General features: G+C 43.4%; 14 protein-coding genes. 10 read left to right on the forward strand and 4 right to left on the reverse strand.

The annotated features are described in order from the left end of the window. Positions 1–122 precede the first annotated feature (122 nt). The 10 genes from TOL2_RS23485 (at position 123) to gatB (ending at position 13,453) form a co-directional block, all read left to right on the forward strand. Positions 123–1,739: a transporter substrate-binding domain-containing protein gene (locus TOL2_RS23485; RefSeq protein ID WP_014956648.1), complete on the forward strand. Its 1,617-nt coding sequence runs from the start codon at positions 123–125 to the stop codon at positions 1,737–1,739. 60 nt (positions 1,740–1,799) lie between these two features. Next, entirely contained in the window at positions 1,800–2,246 is a 447-nt protein-coding gene (locus TOL2_RS06155) for a response regulator (protein WP_014956649.1), read from the forward strand. A 4-nt stretch (positions 2,247–2,250) separates the two neighbouring features. Then, on the forward strand, positions 2,251–3,198 hold the full coding sequence (locus TOL2_RS06160; protein ID WP_014956650.1) for a GGDEF domain-containing response regulator: 948 nt from the start codon (positions 2,251–2,253) through the stop codon (positions 3,196–3,198). Positions 3,199–3,520: 322 nt separating this feature from the next. After that, positions 3,521–5,143 (forward strand): glutamate formimidoyltransferase, encoded by a 1,623-nt coding sequence (gene ftcD / locus TOL2_RS06165; protein ID WP_014956651.1) that lies wholly within the window; start codon positions 3,521–3,523, stop codon positions 5,141–5,143. Positions 5,144–5,188: 45 nt separating this feature from the next. Beyond that, positions 5,189–6,373: an ATP-grasp domain-containing protein gene (locus TOL2_RS06170; protein ID WP_014956652.1), complete on the forward strand. Its 1,185-nt coding sequence runs from the start codon at positions 5,189–5,191 to the stop codon at positions 6,371–6,373. A 382-nt stretch (positions 6,374–6,755) separates the two neighbouring features. Further along, positions 6,756–7,922 carry a thiolase C-terminal domain-containing protein gene (locus tag TOL2_RS06175; RefSeq protein ID WP_014956653.1) on the forward strand — a complete coding sequence of 389 codons (1,167 nt, stop codon included), beginning with the start codon at positions 6,756–6,758 and terminating at the stop codon, positions 7,920–7,922. A gap of 3 nt (positions 7,923–7,925) precedes the next feature. Next, the gene (locus tag TOL2_RS06180; RefSeq protein WP_014956654.1) at positions 7,926–8,357 is read left to right on the forward strand and encodes a Zn-ribbon domain-containing OB-fold protein; all 432 of its coding nucleotides are present in this window, start codon (positions 7,926–7,928) and stop codon (positions 8,355–8,357) included. 149 nt (positions 8,358–8,506) lie between these two features. After that, the gene (aspS, locus tag TOL2_RS06185; protein ID WP_014956655.1) at positions 8,507–10,627 is read left to right on the forward strand and encodes an aspartate--tRNA ligase; all 2,121 of its coding nucleotides are present in this window, start codon (positions 8,507–8,509) and stop codon (positions 10,625–10,627) included. 160 nt (positions 10,628–10,787) lie between these two features. Then, entirely contained in the window at positions 10,788–12,023 is a 1,236-nt protein-coding gene (locus TOL2_RS06190; RefSeq protein WP_014956656.1) for an amidase family protein, read from the forward strand. A 2-nt stretch (positions 12,024–12,025) separates the two neighbouring features. Next, positions 12,026–13,453: an Asp-tRNA(Asn)/Glu-tRNA(Gln) amidotransferase subunit GatB gene (gene gatB / locus TOL2_RS06195; protein ID WP_014956657.1), complete on the forward strand. Its 1,428-nt coding sequence runs from the start codon at positions 12,026–12,028 to the stop codon at positions 13,451–13,453. A gap of 170 nt (positions 13,454–13,623) precedes the next feature. Here gatB and TOL2_RS06200 read toward each other — a convergent pair whose 3' ends face one another. The 4 genes from TOL2_RS06200 to hisJ are packed head-to-tail and all read right to left on the reverse strand — an operon-like array spanning position 13,624 to position 16,177. After that, positions 13,624–14,094: a ferritin family protein gene (locus TOL2_RS06200; RefSeq protein ID WP_041279316.1), complete on the reverse strand. Its 471-nt coding sequence runs from the start codon at positions 14,092–14,094 to the stop codon at positions 13,624–13,626. Next, complete coding sequence (locus TOL2_RS06205) at positions 14,078–14,833, reverse strand: RNA methyltransferase (RefSeq protein WP_014956659.1); 756 nt, start codon at positions 14,831–14,833, stop codon at positions 14,078–14,080. The genes TOL2_RS06200 and TOL2_RS06205 overlap by 17 nt, the downstream gene beginning before the upstream one ends. A gap of 30 nt (positions 14,834–14,863) precedes the next feature. Further along, a complete protein-coding gene (gene dtd / locus TOL2_RS06210) occupies positions 14,864–15,310 on the reverse strand; it encodes a D-aminoacyl-tRNA deacylase (RefSeq protein WP_014956660.1) in 447 nt (148 codons plus the stop codon). 18 nt (positions 15,311–15,328) lie between these two features. Then, entirely contained in the window at positions 15,329–16,177 is an 849-nt protein-coding gene (gene hisJ, locus TOL2_RS06215) for a histidinol-phosphatase HisJ (protein WP_014956661.1), read from the reverse strand. Positions 16,178–16,247: the final 70 nt, after the last annotated feature.

The raw sequence follows: 16,247 nt of genomic DNA on the forward strand, positions 1-16,247 counted from the left end.
AATGATATAACGCATAAACTCTTATTTTAAGGAAATCTATAGTGTTTCTTGTTGATATATCCGTCTCTTCTTGTTTGCATCCTTTCCGGAAGATATCCTTAGTTCCTTTGGTGATGTGTTTTATGATTTTCGTTTCCCCTGCACACCTCTATGGCTGGGTGTCCGATGCCGGCATTCAATCCAAACGGTTGAGTACCATTATTGTTGATAATTATTATCCTTATACCTTTGTAAACAAACAAGGAGAACCGGACGGTTTCAGCGTTGATCTGATAAAAGCGGTTACACAGGCAATTGACCTGGCGCTTGACATCCGGGTTGATGATTGGAATAAAGCCGTGGAGAGCCTTAAAGCCGGGAAAGTTGACCTTTTGCCCATGATGGCTTATTCCAAGGATCGGGATGTATATTTCGATTTTTCAGTTCCGCATACCATTGCCTTTGATGCTTTTTTTACAAGAGAGGGTGAGCAAAAAATAGAATCCATGGAAGACCTTTATGGCAAGACCATTTTTGTGATGAAACAGGACCAGGCCCATAATTACCTGCAATCCATTGATTCTATATCACCGGACCGGCTGATTCTGACTAACAGTATTCCAGAGACTCTTGAAAAATTGTCATCCGGGAAGGGGGATGTTGCGCTTATACCAAAATTGGTCGGACTTATATTTCTCAAAAAGATGGATTTAAAAAAGATTGAAATATCACCAATGGTTATGGAAGCTTATAAAAGACCTTTCAGCTTTGCTGTAAAACATGGCAATCAGGTTCTTTCAGAACAATTGACCCAGGGTCTTCTAATTGTTAAGGAAACAGGTCAATACCGCACGATATATGAAAAATGGTTCGGTGCTTATGACCCTGTTGAGATTTCCATGGGTCAAATCCTGAAATCTCTTATAGGCTGGGTTGCTGGTATTATAGCTCTTTGCGGAATACTGCTGTTATGGTCCCTGTCCTTGAAAAAACAGGTTACATTAAGAACAAAGCATCTTGAAGAAGAGATAAAGGTCCGCAAAAAGGGTGAGAAAAAATTGAAGGAATTAATGAAAGATTTAACCCGGCGGAATGAGGAACTGGATGATTTTACCTATATTGCCAGCCATGATTTACAGGAACCGTTGCGCAAGCTGACCGCTTTTTCCAGTCTTCTGAAAAAGGATTTGGGGGAGGACCTGCCGGAAAACGTTGAAAAAGATCTTGACTTTATTTCAGATGCTGCATCCAGGATGCAAAAATTGATACAGGATCTGCTGGCTTTTTCCCGTTCAGGACGAAAGGATATGAATATTGAGAAGATCAATTTGGACAAATGTATTGATGATGCTTTGTATGCACTTTCAACTCGTTTGGAAAAAACTCATGCACATATAGACCGGAAAGAGTTTCCTTTGGTTATCGGAGACAGGGCTTTGATTACACAGCTTTACCAGAATCTTATCGGCAATGCCGTAAAGTTCACCCAGGGGACCCAGCCCAAGATACGCCTTACGGCAGAAATCACTGGATATGGTGTCGAATTAGGGGTTAGGGATAATGGTATCGGTATCAGACCGGAATATCAGACGCAGATTTTTCAGCCCTTTAAACGCTTGCATGGAAGAAGTGAATATGACGGTTCCGGTATCGGACTCGCCATCTGCCAGAAAATTGCAGAACGTCATGGCAGTAAAATTAGTGTAAAATCCGAGCCGGGAAAAGGCAGTCTGTTTGTTTTTACTTTGAAAAAGGCTTAATAAAAAGCCGTGTTAAAAATTTTTTATGATCATAATGAAGATGGAATCAGGAGATAGAGGATGGAAAGACCTGCTGTAATACTGTTGGCGGAAGATGATCTAGGGGACCAGGAATTAACTCGGCGCGCTCTGGCAGAGGGGAAAATTAAAAATGAACTCCATATTGTCCAGGATGGAGAAGAAGCCATTGACTATCTTTTCCGGCGCGGCAAATATACAGATCCTGAAACATCACCATGGCCGGATCTTTTCCTGCTGGATCTGAATATGCCTAAAATTGACGGACGAAGGGTTTTGGCCGAAATCAAGACGCGGAAAGACCTGCCCCACCTGGCAATTGTTGTCCTTACCACTTCAAGCCAGGAAGAAGACATCCTTCGCAGCTATGATTTGGGGGTTAAATCTTTTATAACCAAACCGGTTGATTTTACGAAATTTATTGATCTCATTCATGCTTTGGAAAATTATTGGTTCCAGGTGGTTGTATTGCCAAAGCGGGGTGAATAATTCAATGGGCGAACAAACATTGAAGTTGCTGGTCATTGATGATGATCCGGCAGATATTGAATTGTTGCGCAGGAACATAGCTGATATTCCCGATATGAGCGTGGAATTCACGAGTTTGTCAACCTCGATAAAAGATCAGGCCGTCCTTTCCAGCCAGTCAGCCGACCTGGTTTTTATTGATTATCTGCTCGGCAGTCATACGGGGATTGATGTTTTTCAGGCCATGAAAGAGGCTGGCTGCTGTCAGCCAATGATCATGCTGACGGGAATGGGGAATGAATTTATAGCTGTGGAGGCTATGAAAGCAGGGTTTGCCGATTATATTGTCAAAGAGGCCATGGAGCCGTCTCACCTTCGTCGTGCCATAACCTATGCACTGGAAAAAGCATCTTTGATGCAACAGCTTGAAGAACAGCGCAAACAGCTTGAGAAGCTTGCCAGGATAGATGATTTGACAGGGCTTTATAACCGGCGTTATTTTTTTGAGCGATTTACAATGGAAGTGAGCCGGGCGGTCCGTTATGGACAGCCGTTTTCAGTGCTGATGATTGATCTTGATCATTTTAAACATGTAAATGATACCTACGGTCATCTCTTTGGTGATGAGGTTTTGGCCAGGACAGGCAAGAATATTCAGATCCATACCAGGAATACGGATATCTCAGGCCGGTATGGGGGTGAGGAATTTTGTATCGGGCTGAGCAGCACCGGGCTTGCAGGTGCGGAAGAATTTGCGGAACGAATGAGGCAGCGCATTGAAAATGAAAAATTTATCGCCCCTGATGGCCAGACGGTTCAGGTAACCTGCAGTATAGGAATTGCTTTGGTTGATGAATACGATCAGAATGTCTCAAGATCGTTGGATTGTGCAGATCAGGCTCTTTATGAAGCTAAATCTCTGGGTCGCAACAGAGTCGTCGTATGGAAGGCCTTCAATGATCTGAAAAAGTAGCTTGCTATATGAAGCTTTTGATTTTCATGTTTTGCCTGGCAAGATAAATTTTAAACTGTTTTTTAAATGAAAATTATAAATTTGATTTTATATATAGTGCCGGGTTGTTTGCTTTATGCTAATAATGATCGACAAAATAATTCTTGGAACTGCAAATTTAATTAACTCATAATAGGTAAATAATCCTATCACAATGATAGGTATAATAGCTTAACCGTTAAATGGTTTGATTACAGGTATCAGCCAGAATATTTTTGGGTTTTATTAAATACTAAGTTTTTATTGTCAATATTGTCAATCACGGTAAAGGAAATGTTCAGGTATGAAAAAAATAGTGGAGTGTGTGCCTAATTTCAGTGAGGGCAGAAATAAAAAAACTATAAATGCCATAGCCGATGCCATCCTACAGACCAAAGGCTGCCGCCTTCTGGATATTGATGCCGGAAACTCTACCAATCGAACGGTTTATACTTTTGTGGGGTCTCCTGAAGCGGTTGTGGAAGGAGCCTTGAGTGCGGCTGTTGTGGCAAGACAAAAAATCGACATGCAGACCCATCAAGGAGAACACCACCGTCTGGGTGCCTTGGATGTGTGTCCGTTTGTTCCTGTCGCCAATGTTACCATGGAGGAGTGTGTTGATATTTCCAAAGAATTCGGCAGGCGGTTGGCAGAAAATATGGGCATTCCCGTTTATCTGTATGAGGAATCAGCAAGTCTTGAGTATCGTAAAAAACTTTCCCAGATCAGAGACGGTCAGTATGAAGGGTTAAAAGATAAAATTATCACAAAAGAGTGGAAACCGGATTTCGGGCCTGCCAAATTTATACCCGGGTGGGGGGCAACGGTCACCGGGGCAAGGTTTTTTTTGATTGCCTATAACGTCAACCTTCTTTCCACGCCCAACCAGGCCCACCGAATTGCTTTGAATCTGCGGGAAGCCGGCCGGGGTAAAGATAAACCCGGAAGGCTTAAGGCCGTCAAAGGCATGGGATGGTATGTGGACGACTATAATCTTGCCCAGGTTACGGTAAACCTGGACAATTATAACGTTACACCGCCTCATCTGTTGTTTGAAGAAGTTAAAAAAGATGCAGACAAGCTCAATATTGCCGTTGCAGGGTCTGAGATCGTTGGCCTGGTTCCTTTGGAAGCCATTCTCATGGCGGCTGAGTATTATATTGAAAAAGAACATCTTTTTGTATTAGAGGAAGATCAGAAAGTAAGACTTGCCATTGAGCGTCTGGGCCTGAATTCTGTGGCCCTGTTCAACCCAAAAGAAAAGATTATCGAATATATCATTGCCGAAGAAAAAAATGAGCCTCTGGCAGGCTTGACAGTGAGAAAATTTATTGAAGAGGTTGCTTCAAGAAGTTCGGCTCCGGGCGGCGGTTCTGTTGCGGCCACTGTTGCCGCCATGGGTGTTGCTCTTGGTTCCATGGTGGCAAAGTTGACCCTGGGGGTTCGAAAATTTGAACACCTTGATATAAAAATGCGAGACCTGATTCCTCCTCTTCACCATGCGGCCAAAGCCCTGATTCCCTTGATTGATGACGACACCCATGCTTTTAAAGAGTATGTGCAAGCCCTTGGCCTTCCTGAAGAGACCCGGGCGCAAAAGGATTTTAAACTTGAAACACTGCAACAGGGTCTGAAAACAGCCGTAGAGGTTCCTTTTACAACAATGAAGATTGCCGACGCTGCCTGGGAAGCCATGATCGAGACAGCCAGGTATGGCAATATGGCATCAAAATCAGATGTTCAAGTCGGGGCAATGGCTTTAAAAACAGGCATCCTGGGGGCTTATCAAAATGTTGTGATTAACCTTCCGGACATAATGGATAAAAGTTTTAAAGATAAAACCCTGAAACAGGCAAAAGATATGAAAATAAGGGCGGAACATAAATGTAAAAAGATTTTGGAAATTCTGGATAGCCGGACGTCGTAATTTTTTATCACTTTAATAATTATTGATAATAATGGATCAAAAAATATGTTTTTTGTAGACAAACCCTATATCTCTGAGTTTTTTAAAACAACCCTCAGGGACAATGCCATTCCTGTGGTTGCTACGGATATGGCAAAACAGTTAGATCTGTATGGCCAGACAAAATTGATCAGTGAGGATGAGGCTGTTAAAATAGTCCAAGACAAGGACGATACTATCATTTATACCACATCTGAAAATTCAATAGGTTGGATATCCAAGCATTTAAAATTCAATTGTCTGCCCCAAAAAATAGCCTTGTTTAAAGACAAAGTGAAATTTAGAGAGCTGACCCGGTCAATCTTTCCTGATTTTTATTTTAAAGAGGTTTTGATTGAAGATTTGAAGAAAATCCGGTTTGATCAACTTCCCTTGCCCTTTATTATCAAGCCCAGTGTCGGTTTTTTCAGCATGGGGGTGTACAAGGTTTCAAATTATGCGCAGTGGGGTGATACGATTGAGTCTATTTTTGTACAAATAGAGCAAATCAAAGATTTATATCCTCAACAGGTGTTAAGTACACGCTCTTTTATTATTGAACAATGTATTGACGGCGATGAGTTTGCTGTTGACGCTTATTATAATTCAATTGGTGAACCGGTCATTTTAGGCATCCTCAACCATACGTTTGCTTCGGACACAGATGTCAGTGACAGGGTTTACAGTTCATCCAAAGTGATTATTGAAAATAATCTTGAAGAATTTACGGATTTTGCCGGGAAAATAGGCAAGCTTGCCGGGGTAAAAAATTTTCCTGTACATATTGAACTTAGACGGCAAACAAATGGAACCTTATTGCCCATTGAGGTCAATCCCATGCGGTTTGGCGGCTGGTGTACCACTGCTGATTTATCCTTTCTGGCCTATGGATTTAATCCTTACCTTTATTATTATCAGCAAAAAAAACCGGATTGGCATGAGGTTCTCAAAGGAAAAGAAGGCAAACTATTCAGTGTTGTTGTATTGGATAATTCCACGGGCATAGACGTGGAAGATATCTCATCGTTTGATTATGACAAGCTGGTTTCAAATTTTGAAAATCCCTTGGAATTAAGAAAAATTGATTATAAAAAGTATCCTGTCTTTGGGTTTTTGTTTACGGAAACCAGGGAAGATAATTTTATTGAACTCAAAAACATACTGGATTCAGACTTGAACGAATTTATATCAACCAATGCTAAAATGGCATGATTTTTTGGATCATATATGCACACTCATCTTGGAACATGTGAGTACCCTGTATGGAAGACATTGATAGAGCCTGCCATGTCGGATGGAGAAACCCCAATAAGTTATGATTAATTAAAGTAGGAGGGGCTTGGATATAAAAAAACATTTAATATGATCAGTTATTGAACTGAGCATATTAAATGAATATCAATCAATTTCCCTTTTAGCTTGACCCATAAGTTTCCATGCCATATACTCGTTTACCATTTAAGATTGCTTAATTTAATTGCGGCTATTTGCTTGTTAGCTTGCAACTGTTAGTTTGCAAAGCATTGATAACAAATCCGAATTTTGGATTCCGGCAAAGGCTGTAAAATTTCCAATACATTTTAGGAGGTTACGTATGGGTAAAGTAGGAGTTATTGGAGTAGGCCAAAGTTCCTTTGTTCGAGGCTACCCTGGTTCGATCAAAGAACTGGCTTTTGAAGGTTTCAGTGACGCTTTAAAGGATGCGAATATTAAAACAACAGATATAGCTGCTTCTGTTGTCTGTTCTTCTCCGGAATATGATAAACAACGTTCAGCTGCAGGCGTAATGGCAGAATATCTGGGTCTGACCCCTCAGCCAACATTTTATGTGGAAACTCTTTGTTCTTCAAGCAGCACGGGCGTAAAAGTTGCTTATTCTCTCATTGAATCCGGTCTTCATGATGTTGTTGCAGTTGTTGGTTTCCAGAAGATGTCGGAAATCACATCAGCCGAATCACAGGAAAGAATGGGACGTGGAGCTGATATTCAGTGGGAAAGCCCGTTTGGGACAATGATGCCCGCTTATTATGCCATGTATGCCCAGGGACATATGGCAAAATATGGTACTACGCCTGATGATCTGGCACTTATCAGAGTTAAATCATCTACATATGGACAAATTAATGACCGGGCAGTATATCGCAAGCCCGTAACATTTGAAATGTTCAAAGATCCCAAAAGCCCCATGTCAAATCCAGTTGCAAGCCCTCTTCGGGTAGGAGATTGTTGTGCAAACGCTGACGGCAGCTCATGTATTATCCTGGCAAATGAGGAAAAAACAAAGCAGTTCGCTAAAAAACCTGTATGGATCAGGGGTATCGGTGCTGCATCCACTACGGTAAATCTTGCCGGAAGAGACGTTTTTTCAGGCCTTACAGCCGGTGAAATGGCAGGTGCCGAAGCATACAAAATGGCAGGTATCACACCTCAGCATATTGATGTTGCAGAAGTTCATGACTGTTTTACCATTGCAGAGATGATGGCCTATGAAAATCTTGGTTTTGCAAAACCTGGAGAGGGAAAAGACCTGATCAAGAGCAAGGAAACCTACAAAGAGGGAAGCATCCCTGTTAACGTAGACGGCGGACTGCTCTCAAAAGGACATCCCATCGGAGCCACAGGCGGATCACAAATAAGAACTATAGTTCTTCAGCTGAGAGGCGAAGCAGGCGAAATGCAGGTAAAAGATCCTGAATTCGGATTGGTCCATAACATTGGTGGCGTAGGCCTGTATGGTAATGTCACCATTTTTGGGAGGTAAGAAATGGGAAAAAGAGAAGTAGACGATAGATTTAAAAAATTTGGAACGGTTAGTTTTACCTCCATAACAAAGGTGAACGATTTTGTAACCAAACTTGAAGAAGGTAAAGTAAGCGGAACCTGCTGCAAAGGATGCGGAGAAAAGTATTTTCCTCCCAGAGCAGACTGTGCCAAGTGCCTTTCAAGAGAAATGGACTGGTTTGATGTTCAAGGAAAAGGCATTTTGCGTACTTACAGCAAACTGGAATTTGCACCCATTGGTTTTGAGGCTGATGTCCCCTATTCAATCGCACTTCTTGACTATGGCGATTACAAGGTCTTTGGCAGATTAGACAGCTCCATCCCAGACGATGAAGTAAAAATCGGTATGGAGATGACTACGGTCACAAATGTACTGTCAAACGGTCAGCTTAATTATATCTTTAAAAAAGCATAACTTCTGATCTAAAACACTTAAGAGGCGGGGCGGATATTGATATCTGTTCCGCCTTTTTTTTTCTTTTCTCTTTACAAAAATTAAATTCTTTTCTATAGCAATCGGGAATATAGTGGCAGTTACTCCCATAGGAAAAGGAATCTTGCGTTATGCAGTACAATGACAGATCCAATTGCGGCCGACTGGGGTCGGCCGATATCGATAAAACCGTTCATCTTGCAGGCTGGGTTGATGCGCTTCGGGACCACGGGGAAGTACTTTTTGTCCATCTCCGGGACAAAAGCGGGATTGTGCAACTGGTTTTCAGCCCTGAATTTACCCCGGAAGAAATTTGCCGGCAATCCACATCCCTTAGAAGTGAATATTGCATTACTGTTTTTGGCAGAATCGTAAAACGGGCAGAGGGAACGGAAAATCCAAATATTGAGACCGGAGACATTGAAATCATCGTAACCGATATGACAATCCTTAGCCGGTCAGACAACCTTCCGTTTCCCATTTCTGAAAAAGCCATGATGGGCAGCACAAATGAAACCATAAGCCGCGAGCCGGTATCCGAAGATTTAAGGCTTCAGTACCGCTATCTGGATCTTAGACGTCCTGGTATGCAGCAGTTTCTCATCAAACGGCACAAAATCAACGCCTGTGTTCGTGAGTTTCTGGACCAAAATGAGTTTATCGAGGTTGAAACACCGATCCTGACCCGGAGTACGCCGGAAGGCGCAAGGGATTATCTGGTTCCCAGCAGAGTTAATCCAAAGCATTTTTATGCCCTGCCGCAGTCCCCGCAGCTGTTCAAGCAGCTGCTCATGGTGGCTGGCTTTGAGCGATACTACCAGATCACCCGGTGCTTCAGAGATGAAGACCTGCGATCCAATCGCCAGCCCGAGTTTACCCAGCTGGACCTTGAAGCATCTTTTATTGATGAAGAGTTTATTTTTAATCTTATAGAAGAATTGTTGTGCCGGATGTTTGAAATCGGTGGAACAAATCTTCCAAGGCCGTTTCCCCACATGACCTGGCAGGAAGCCATGGACAAAACCGGATCAGACCGGCCTGACCTGCGGTTTGAAATGTATTTTGTCGAGGCAACCGATATCTTTACACAGACACGCTACAGCATCTTCAAACAGATCCTTCAGCGGGGCGGGGTGATCAAGGGAATTAACGTCAAACAGGCCTCTGAGAGCCTGAGCAAAAATGTTCTCCAGAATGAATACGCAAAACAGATAGTTCCAGGCTTTGGTGCCAAAGGCATGACCTGGATGCGGGTGACTGGAGATCAGCTTGATTCCAATATTGTTCAGTTTTTCAGCAAAGAAGAACAACAAACCATAATCAAGCGATTTAATGCCTCGGATGGAGACGTGATTCTCATCATAGCAGATCCTTCTCTGGAACTTGTCAATTCGGCTCTTGGGCGTCTCAGGCTCCATGTTGCGGATCGCCTTGATATGATTCCCAAAGATAAATTCGTACCTGTCTGGGTTACGGATTTCCCATTGTTTGAGCCCACGGAAGAGGGAGTCACCTCCAGCCATCATCCGTTTACCGCACCGGATCGAATTGATTTTGATCCCGCTGACCAGGAAGACTTGCTATCTCTTTTATCCCGTTCCTATGATATTGTTGTCAATGGTGAGGAATTGGGCGGCGGCAGTATCCGTATCCATGATCCGGCTACCCAGCAGAAGGTTTTTGCAGCCCTGGGACTTTCACCGAGTGAGGCAGAAGAAAAATTCGGGTTTTTTCTCCGGGCCCTTGATTTTGGTCCACCGCCCCATGGCGGACTTGCCCTTGGTATGGACCGGGTGGTGGCAATGATTATGAAAACCCCATCCATACGGGAAGTAACGGCCTTTCCCAAGAACAGAAGCGCTTTTTGTCCCCTGACCCAGGCACCATCCCTGGTGGCTCATGAGCAGCTGGCTGAACTGGGCCTGCTGGATCTTGGAAAAGCAGAATCATTGCCGGGTTCCGATCAGGAGCAGGATACCATTGACTACCTTTCATGGGTTTCCAGGATCGGTTTTGAGGACAATGAACGTCCCATGATTGAAAGCGCGCTTGACGATGCAGTGAAAATGGCTCAAGCTGTCTTTGGCATTGCACAGGAATACGAGCCTGCCATCTCGGTTGTCCGGGGGCAAAATTGTTTCAGAAAGGGCAGTTCAGCAACTCGATCTTCATTCGTTGAAACCGGGGCGCTGTTAAAAAATGCACCTTCTGTAAAGGGAGATTATTTCAGGGTTGCAAGCATACTTGAGTAACTGCTGCTGGCAAACCAAGGTAAAACACCACGTCTGCCCTTGGCAGTTTATATGAAAGACCTTTTAACCTGCTGAAATTAAATATCTTTCATTATTTGTTGTGGCAGAGTGATCTGTCATGGCCGTTATATAAAAATTGGGAAACACAAAAGGATTTTTAATGGAATCTAAGATCTTTACCTATATAAATACCTCAACCCTGCCAGCGGCGGATGGCCCTATGGCTGATACCCGCGTGGCGGTTGAGTCCAACATATCCGTAGAAAACTGGCCCACGGATGCCCAATCCATGGCCCTTGAAAATTATGTGGCCCTTGAAGACGCTACGCTTATAGCACGCTTGCGCGATGCAGGCGCATACCTTAAAGGTAGAACCGCCATGGGCGAACTGGGTCTGGGCCTTGACAAGGATACAGGTGGTGATGCCGTAAAAAGCGACCTTTGTGATGTCGTACTCAAGACCGACACCACCGGGGAAGCAAGAATAGCAGCGCTAAGATCAGGTTGCTTTGGATTTAAGCCGAGTTACGGCCTTATTTCCCGTTGCGGCCTTATAGGCCTTGTTCCTTCAATGGAAAGCTGCGGCATACTTTCAAATTCTCTTGAGACGATTTCAACAACAGCCCGCACCATGGCCGGAGTTGATGAGCGTGATCCGTCCATGGATGAAGCCGGCATTGAGAAGGCCTTGTCCCAATTTCGTCAGCCTGAAGCATTTCAGGACAGTCCCATGACCATGGGTGTGATCTTAGACTGGAGTACGGCCATGGGTCAGGATGAAAATAAAGAGTTTGAACAGGCAGTTGAAAAACTGGACACGGCAGGAGTCAAGAGCAAGACAGTTGATATCAAGGATTTTTCTCTTGCCGGAACAGTTCACAACGTGATCGGAACAGTGGAAGCATCGTCCAGTGCCGGCAGGTTTGACAGTGTCAGGTACGGCCACAGAACAGGAACGTCGGTAAAAAACTGGAATGATATGTACATTCATTCCAGGGGCGAATCCTTTGGCCCGCTGGTCAAAGCCTATCTTTTCCAGGGAGGATATTTTCAATATCAGAACTATTCAGCATTTCTGGATGCCTGCCGCATCCGGGCCAGGCTAATTGAATCCGTTGAAAAAGCCTTTGAAACCGTGGACATGATTGTTTTGCCCGTGTCGGGCAGATTTGGACAAACGCCTGAAAATCCAAACATTGTATCTGAGTTTTATGATGCTTTTTCATTGACCCTCCTTGCCAACCTGACCGGGAATCCGTCGATTTGCATCCCAGGGTCTGTCAATGGTGATGCCGGAGGTCGGCCAGCCCTTCAGCTGATCGGTAAACGGTTTGATGACGCAAAATTGCTTGCCCTTGCAGGACGCGTATCCGATATCCATACAGGAGGGATGTAATCATGAAATATGAAGCAGTAATAGGTCTTGAAATCCATATACAGCTGAATTCGGCCACCAAAATATTTTGCGACTGCGCCAATACGCCGGGTGATGATCCAAACACCAATGTCTGTCCTGTATGCCTCTGGCTGCCGGGAGCCCTGCCGGTTTTGAGCCGGGAAGTACTGGAAAAGGCGACCCTTGCCTGTCTTGCCCTTAATTGTGAGATTCAGAGCGAAAGTGCCTTTGATCAGAAAGTCTATTACTATCCTGATCTTCCCAAGGGTTTTCAGCTTTCCCAGGCACATAAGCCCCTTGCCAGAAAAGGCTGGGTGGAAATTCAGGACGAACAGGGTAATCCCAAAAAATTGCGGCTCCACCATGTTCATATGGAGGAAGATGTGGCAAAACTGGTTCATGAAACCGAAGGCCGTCTTCCCATAAGTCTGGTGGATTTCAACCGCGCAGGCACACCCCTTGTCGAAGTTGTCACTGAACCCGAGCTTAAAAGCCCTTATGATGCCATGGAATTTTTAAAGGCCATAAGAAACCAGGTGCGGTATACGGGCTGTGCCGAGTGCAGCATGGAATCTGGAACCATGCGGTGTGATGCAAATATTTCCATTCGGCCGGAAGGCAGTGATCAGCTCAATACCAAGGTGGAAGTTAAAAACATGAATTCCATCCACCATGTGGGCGATGCCATTGCCTATGAGATCAAGCGTCAGATCGAGGCTGTCAACAACAATGAACCCATTATTTTGCACACCCGGCTGTGGGACCCTGAAAAACATGTTACCACGGCCATGCGGGCCAAGTTTGAAGGCCCATGCATTCCCGATCCTTCGGTTCCGATGATAGTCCTGACCGACTCCTGGCTTGAAAAGATAAAAGCCCTTCTTCCTGAGATGCCCGGCCACAAGGTAAAAAGGTTTGTCCAGGACTATGCATTAACCCGGGACGAAGCAGTACTCATGAGTTCCGAACGGGGAATTTCCGAGTTTTTTGAATCAGTTGTTACTCTTGGCGCACCTGCCCGCATGACCGCCGGTTGGATGGCAACCCAGCTGCTTCCTGCATTAAAGGCCCACGGACAGACCCTGGCAGATACCAGTGTCACGCCTGAAAGATTTGCAGGCCTGATCCAAATGCTTGAAAAAAATGAGATCAATTCAAATTCAGCCAAGTCTGTGCTGGAAAAACTTTTTGATACTGATGGAACACCTCAGCAGATTGTTGATCAATTTGGTTTCAGACAGGTCTCTGATACAACTGAGCTTGCAAAAATAGTCGACAAGATTATTTTTGACAATGAGTCTGCAGTGACCAACTATAAAAACGGAAATAAAAAATCCATGGGATTCCTTGTGGGGCAAGCCATGAAAGTTTCCAAAGGCAAGGCCAATCCCAAGCTTGTCCAGGAGATGATCAAGGAACAGCTAGCGTAAAAAAAATATAATATATTTTAAGATTTACCGTTTTGAATACCAGGCGCTTCATTCTTGAGCGCCTGGTATTACAACAAATATTTATATGCAAGTCTTGAAAAATCCAAACCTTGACTTTCATGTTTTTTTGTGGGCAAACCAATGTGAAATAACAGATCTGCCTGTGGCAGTTATTCCGGGGGCAAAGATGCAAGCATGGACTCTAATTGATCAACATGGCTTTTTTCTTCCAGGATAATTTTTTTTAACCCTTCCAATACGGTTTTATCCTCGATAAACATTTCAAAAAGCTCATAGAACAAGATTGTTTCATTTTCAAATTTGATAAAAGTCTCCAGAAGTTTGGAAAGTGTTTTTATCTTACTGAAATCAACATCATCAAGGGAGAGAGTTTTTTCTCCCATCATGTCCTGCAACACCTGTGGAACCATTTCTTTCAGCTCGGCTTCTTCCATTTCAAGAGAAAAGCTGTTTTTCAGGTCTGTGAACCATTTGCCGTGGGATGCCTCTTCATTGGCCATCCATTTGAGCATGGATTTTAAATCCTTGTTTTTGACTTCTTTAATGGAGGTGTTGTAAACGGATTCTCCATTTTTTTCCATTGTTATTGCTACTTCCAGAAGATCATCCATTGTGAACATTGCTATATTTCCTTCTTTGTTTTTCCGTCCAGTCGATGCGGCTCATCATTCCCCGGATGATTCTGACATCCCTGGAGGTGAGTCCTGCCGCACCAAAGAGCCGTCTGAATGTGCGTAAAAGGTGATCAGGGTTCTTTTTATCAAGAAAATCAATCTGTACAAGGCTTTTTTTCATATGGGCAAACATATGTTCAATTTCATCTCCGGCAGCAAGTTTTTTGGGTTGAGGATCAAAAAACTTTTTTCCTTTATCAGATTTTAAAGAAACTTCGTACAACAGCACGGCAAGGGCATGGCTCAAATTCATGGACGGATAGGCATCATGGGTGGGGATGGTAATAAAATGATGGCAAAGATCCAGATCCTTTGTCTCAAGCCCTGTGTCCTCCGGACCCAGTACCAGGGCGCAACTTGTGTTATCATTTGTTTGCCCGAGTTTTTCTGCAGCCCCGGACGGGGTGAAAAAGTTTTTTCGATACTTGCCGAACCTACGGGTGGTGCCAAAGGCGATCTGTATATCTGAAAGGGCGGATGAAAGATCATCAAAAATTGCGGCATTTTCAAGAACGGTAAATGCGCTTAAGGCCATTTTTTTTGCCAGAAGTGATTTATAGTGTTTTGTGGGGTTTACCAGGCGAAGTTGGGTAAATCCAAAATTCATCATGGTCCGGCAGACAGAGCCGATATTAATCGGTCCCTGGGGTTCAACAAGAATAATGGAAATATTTTCAGGTTTCATTGTTATCTTTTTTTATTGGTTGGCTTTTTATTATTTTTCTTGTGTGTCCAAAAGAAGTGTGACTGGTCCCTGGTTGATCAAGGAGACATCCATCATTGCCTGGAAAACACCCGACTTTGTCGCAATGCCAAATTTTAGTGCCTGGCTGATAAAATATTCGTAAAGTTCAATTGCCTTTTCAGGAGGTGCGGCTTTTATGAACGAGGGCCTTCTGCCTTTGCGGCAATCTCCCAGCAGGGTAAACTGGGATACTACCAGAAGTTCTCCTTTTACATCTTTAAGAGAAATGTTCATTTTACCGTTATCATCTTCAAATATGCGCAGGTTGATGACTTTTTCCACAAGAAAATCCGCATCTTTTTGCGTGTCATCCTCCTGAACCCCCAGCAACACCAAAAGTCCGTTGCCAATACTGGAAACAATTGTATTATCAATTTTTACCTGGGCTTTTTTTACCCGCTGAACCACAGCTTTCATCTGGTTTCCTTTTAAAGTTTAAGCTACAAGCACAGGATCAGGCCATTTTGTATCAAATCCCATTTTTTTTAATCTATGGATTGCCATATCAACATGGAGACCGGCTTCATTGACACCATGGGAATCATCTCCCGGAACAAGTCGAATCCCCATTTTTTTTGCAGTTTTCAGGATTGATTCTGTGATATAGGGTTCTTTTTTTCCCTTTGCCAGGGGCCGCAGGTTAAAATCCAGGACAAGCTTCAAGGACTTGATAAGCTTTAAATTGCGTTTGATTTTTTTATCGACAGCCGGCATTAAAATCCGTTTTTTATAATCTTTGTCATAGATTCTGATCAGATCAAAATGTCCTATAACAAAGGGCTTAAGAGTTTTTATCATATCATATTGCAGGTCGAAATATTTTTCATACACGGCATCATGAGAACCGCAAATGGACACAATTTTGTCATAGTCTTCTTTGGAATAATCAAAACAGATATCATTAACATGATGGACAGAGCCGACAATATAATCGGGTTGAAATGTTAAGATCAATTCTTTGATATGATCGGCATAGCCCGTATATGTTTCGGTCTCCATCCCGGCAAATATTTTGATGGTTTGTCTGTATTTTTTTTTCAATGTCGCCAGCTGATTAAAGTAAGCTTTAAACCTTTGATATAGATCAGCAGCTGTGAGATGGAGTGCTTTTTCATCCGGGTATAAAAACATGTCGTTCAACGGTGGGACATGTTCTGTAATTCCTACGCGGGTAAATCCAAGTTCGATATAACGCTGGATGATATCTTCAAGCAGATCCCTTGCATGGTTGCAATACTGTCCGCTGTGACCCCCGTGAAGAGAGATAAGGTCTGTTTTATTCATGAAAAGGAAATTAGCATCATCAAAGGTGTAAAATCAAGTGTTTCAATAGTATCTGAACTGGATTTTTCCC

The sequence above is a fragment of the Desulfobacula toluolica Tol2 genome (assembly GCF_000307105.1).
GTDB lineage: Bacteria > Desulfobacterota > Desulfobacteria > Desulfobacterales > Desulfobacteraceae > Desulfobacula > Desulfobacula toluolica.

What these genes read in the sequence shown, in the direction of transcription:
- TOL2_RS23485 (WP_014956648.1), top strand. Translation starts at nt 123, where the DNA reads ATGATTTTCGTTTCCCCTGCACACCTCTATGGCTGGGTGTCCGATGCC.
- TOL2_RS06155 (WP_014956649.1), top strand. Translation starts at nt 1,800, where the DNA reads ATGGAAAGACCTGCTGTAATACTGTTGGCGGAAGATGATCTAGGGGAC.
- TOL2_RS06160 (WP_014956650.1), top strand. Translation starts at nt 2,251, where the DNA reads ATGGGCGAACAAACATTGAAGTTGCTGGTCATTGATGATGATCCGGCA.
- ftcD (WP_014956651.1), top strand. Translation starts at nt 3,521, where the DNA reads ATGAAAAAAATAGTGGAGTGTGTGCCTAATTTCAGTGAGGGCAGAAAT.
- TOL2_RS06170 (WP_014956652.1), top strand. Translation starts at nt 5,189, where the DNA reads ATGTTTTTTGTAGACAAACCCTATATCTCTGAGTTTTTTAAAACAACC.
- TOL2_RS06175 (WP_014956653.1), top strand. Translation starts at nt 6,756, where the DNA reads ATGGGTAAAGTAGGAGTTATTGGAGTAGGCCAAAGTTCCTTTGTTCGA.
- TOL2_RS06180 (WP_014956654.1), top strand. Translation starts at nt 7,926, where the DNA reads ATGGGAAAAAGAGAAGTAGACGATAGATTTAAAAAATTTGGAACGGTT.
- aspS (WP_014956655.1), top strand. Translation starts at nt 8,507, where the DNA reads ATGCAGTACAATGACAGATCCAATTGCGGCCGACTGGGGTCGGCCGAT.
- TOL2_RS06190 (WP_014956656.1), top strand. Translation starts at nt 10,788, where the DNA reads ATGGAATCTAAGATCTTTACCTATATAAATACCTCAACCCTGCCAGCG.
- gatB (WP_014956657.1), top strand. Translation starts at nt 12,026, where the DNA reads ATGAAATATGAAGCAGTAATAGGTCTTGAAATCCATATACAGCTGAAT.
- TOL2_RS06200 (WP_041279316.1), bottom strand. Translation starts at nt 14,094, where the DNA reads ATGTTCACAATGGATGATCTTCTGGAAGTAGCAATAACAATGGAAAAA.
- TOL2_RS06205 (WP_014956659.1), bottom strand. Translation starts at nt 14,833, where the DNA reads ATGAAACCTGAAAATATTTCCATTATTCTTGTTGAACCCCAGGGACCG.
- dtd (WP_014956660.1), bottom strand. Translation starts at nt 15,310, where the DNA reads ATGAAAGCTGTGGTTCAGCGGGTAAAAAAAGCCCAGGTAAAAATTGAT.
- hisJ (WP_014956661.1), bottom strand. Translation starts at nt 16,177, where the DNA reads ATGAATAAAACAGACCTTATCTCTCTTCACGGGGGTCACAGCGGACAG.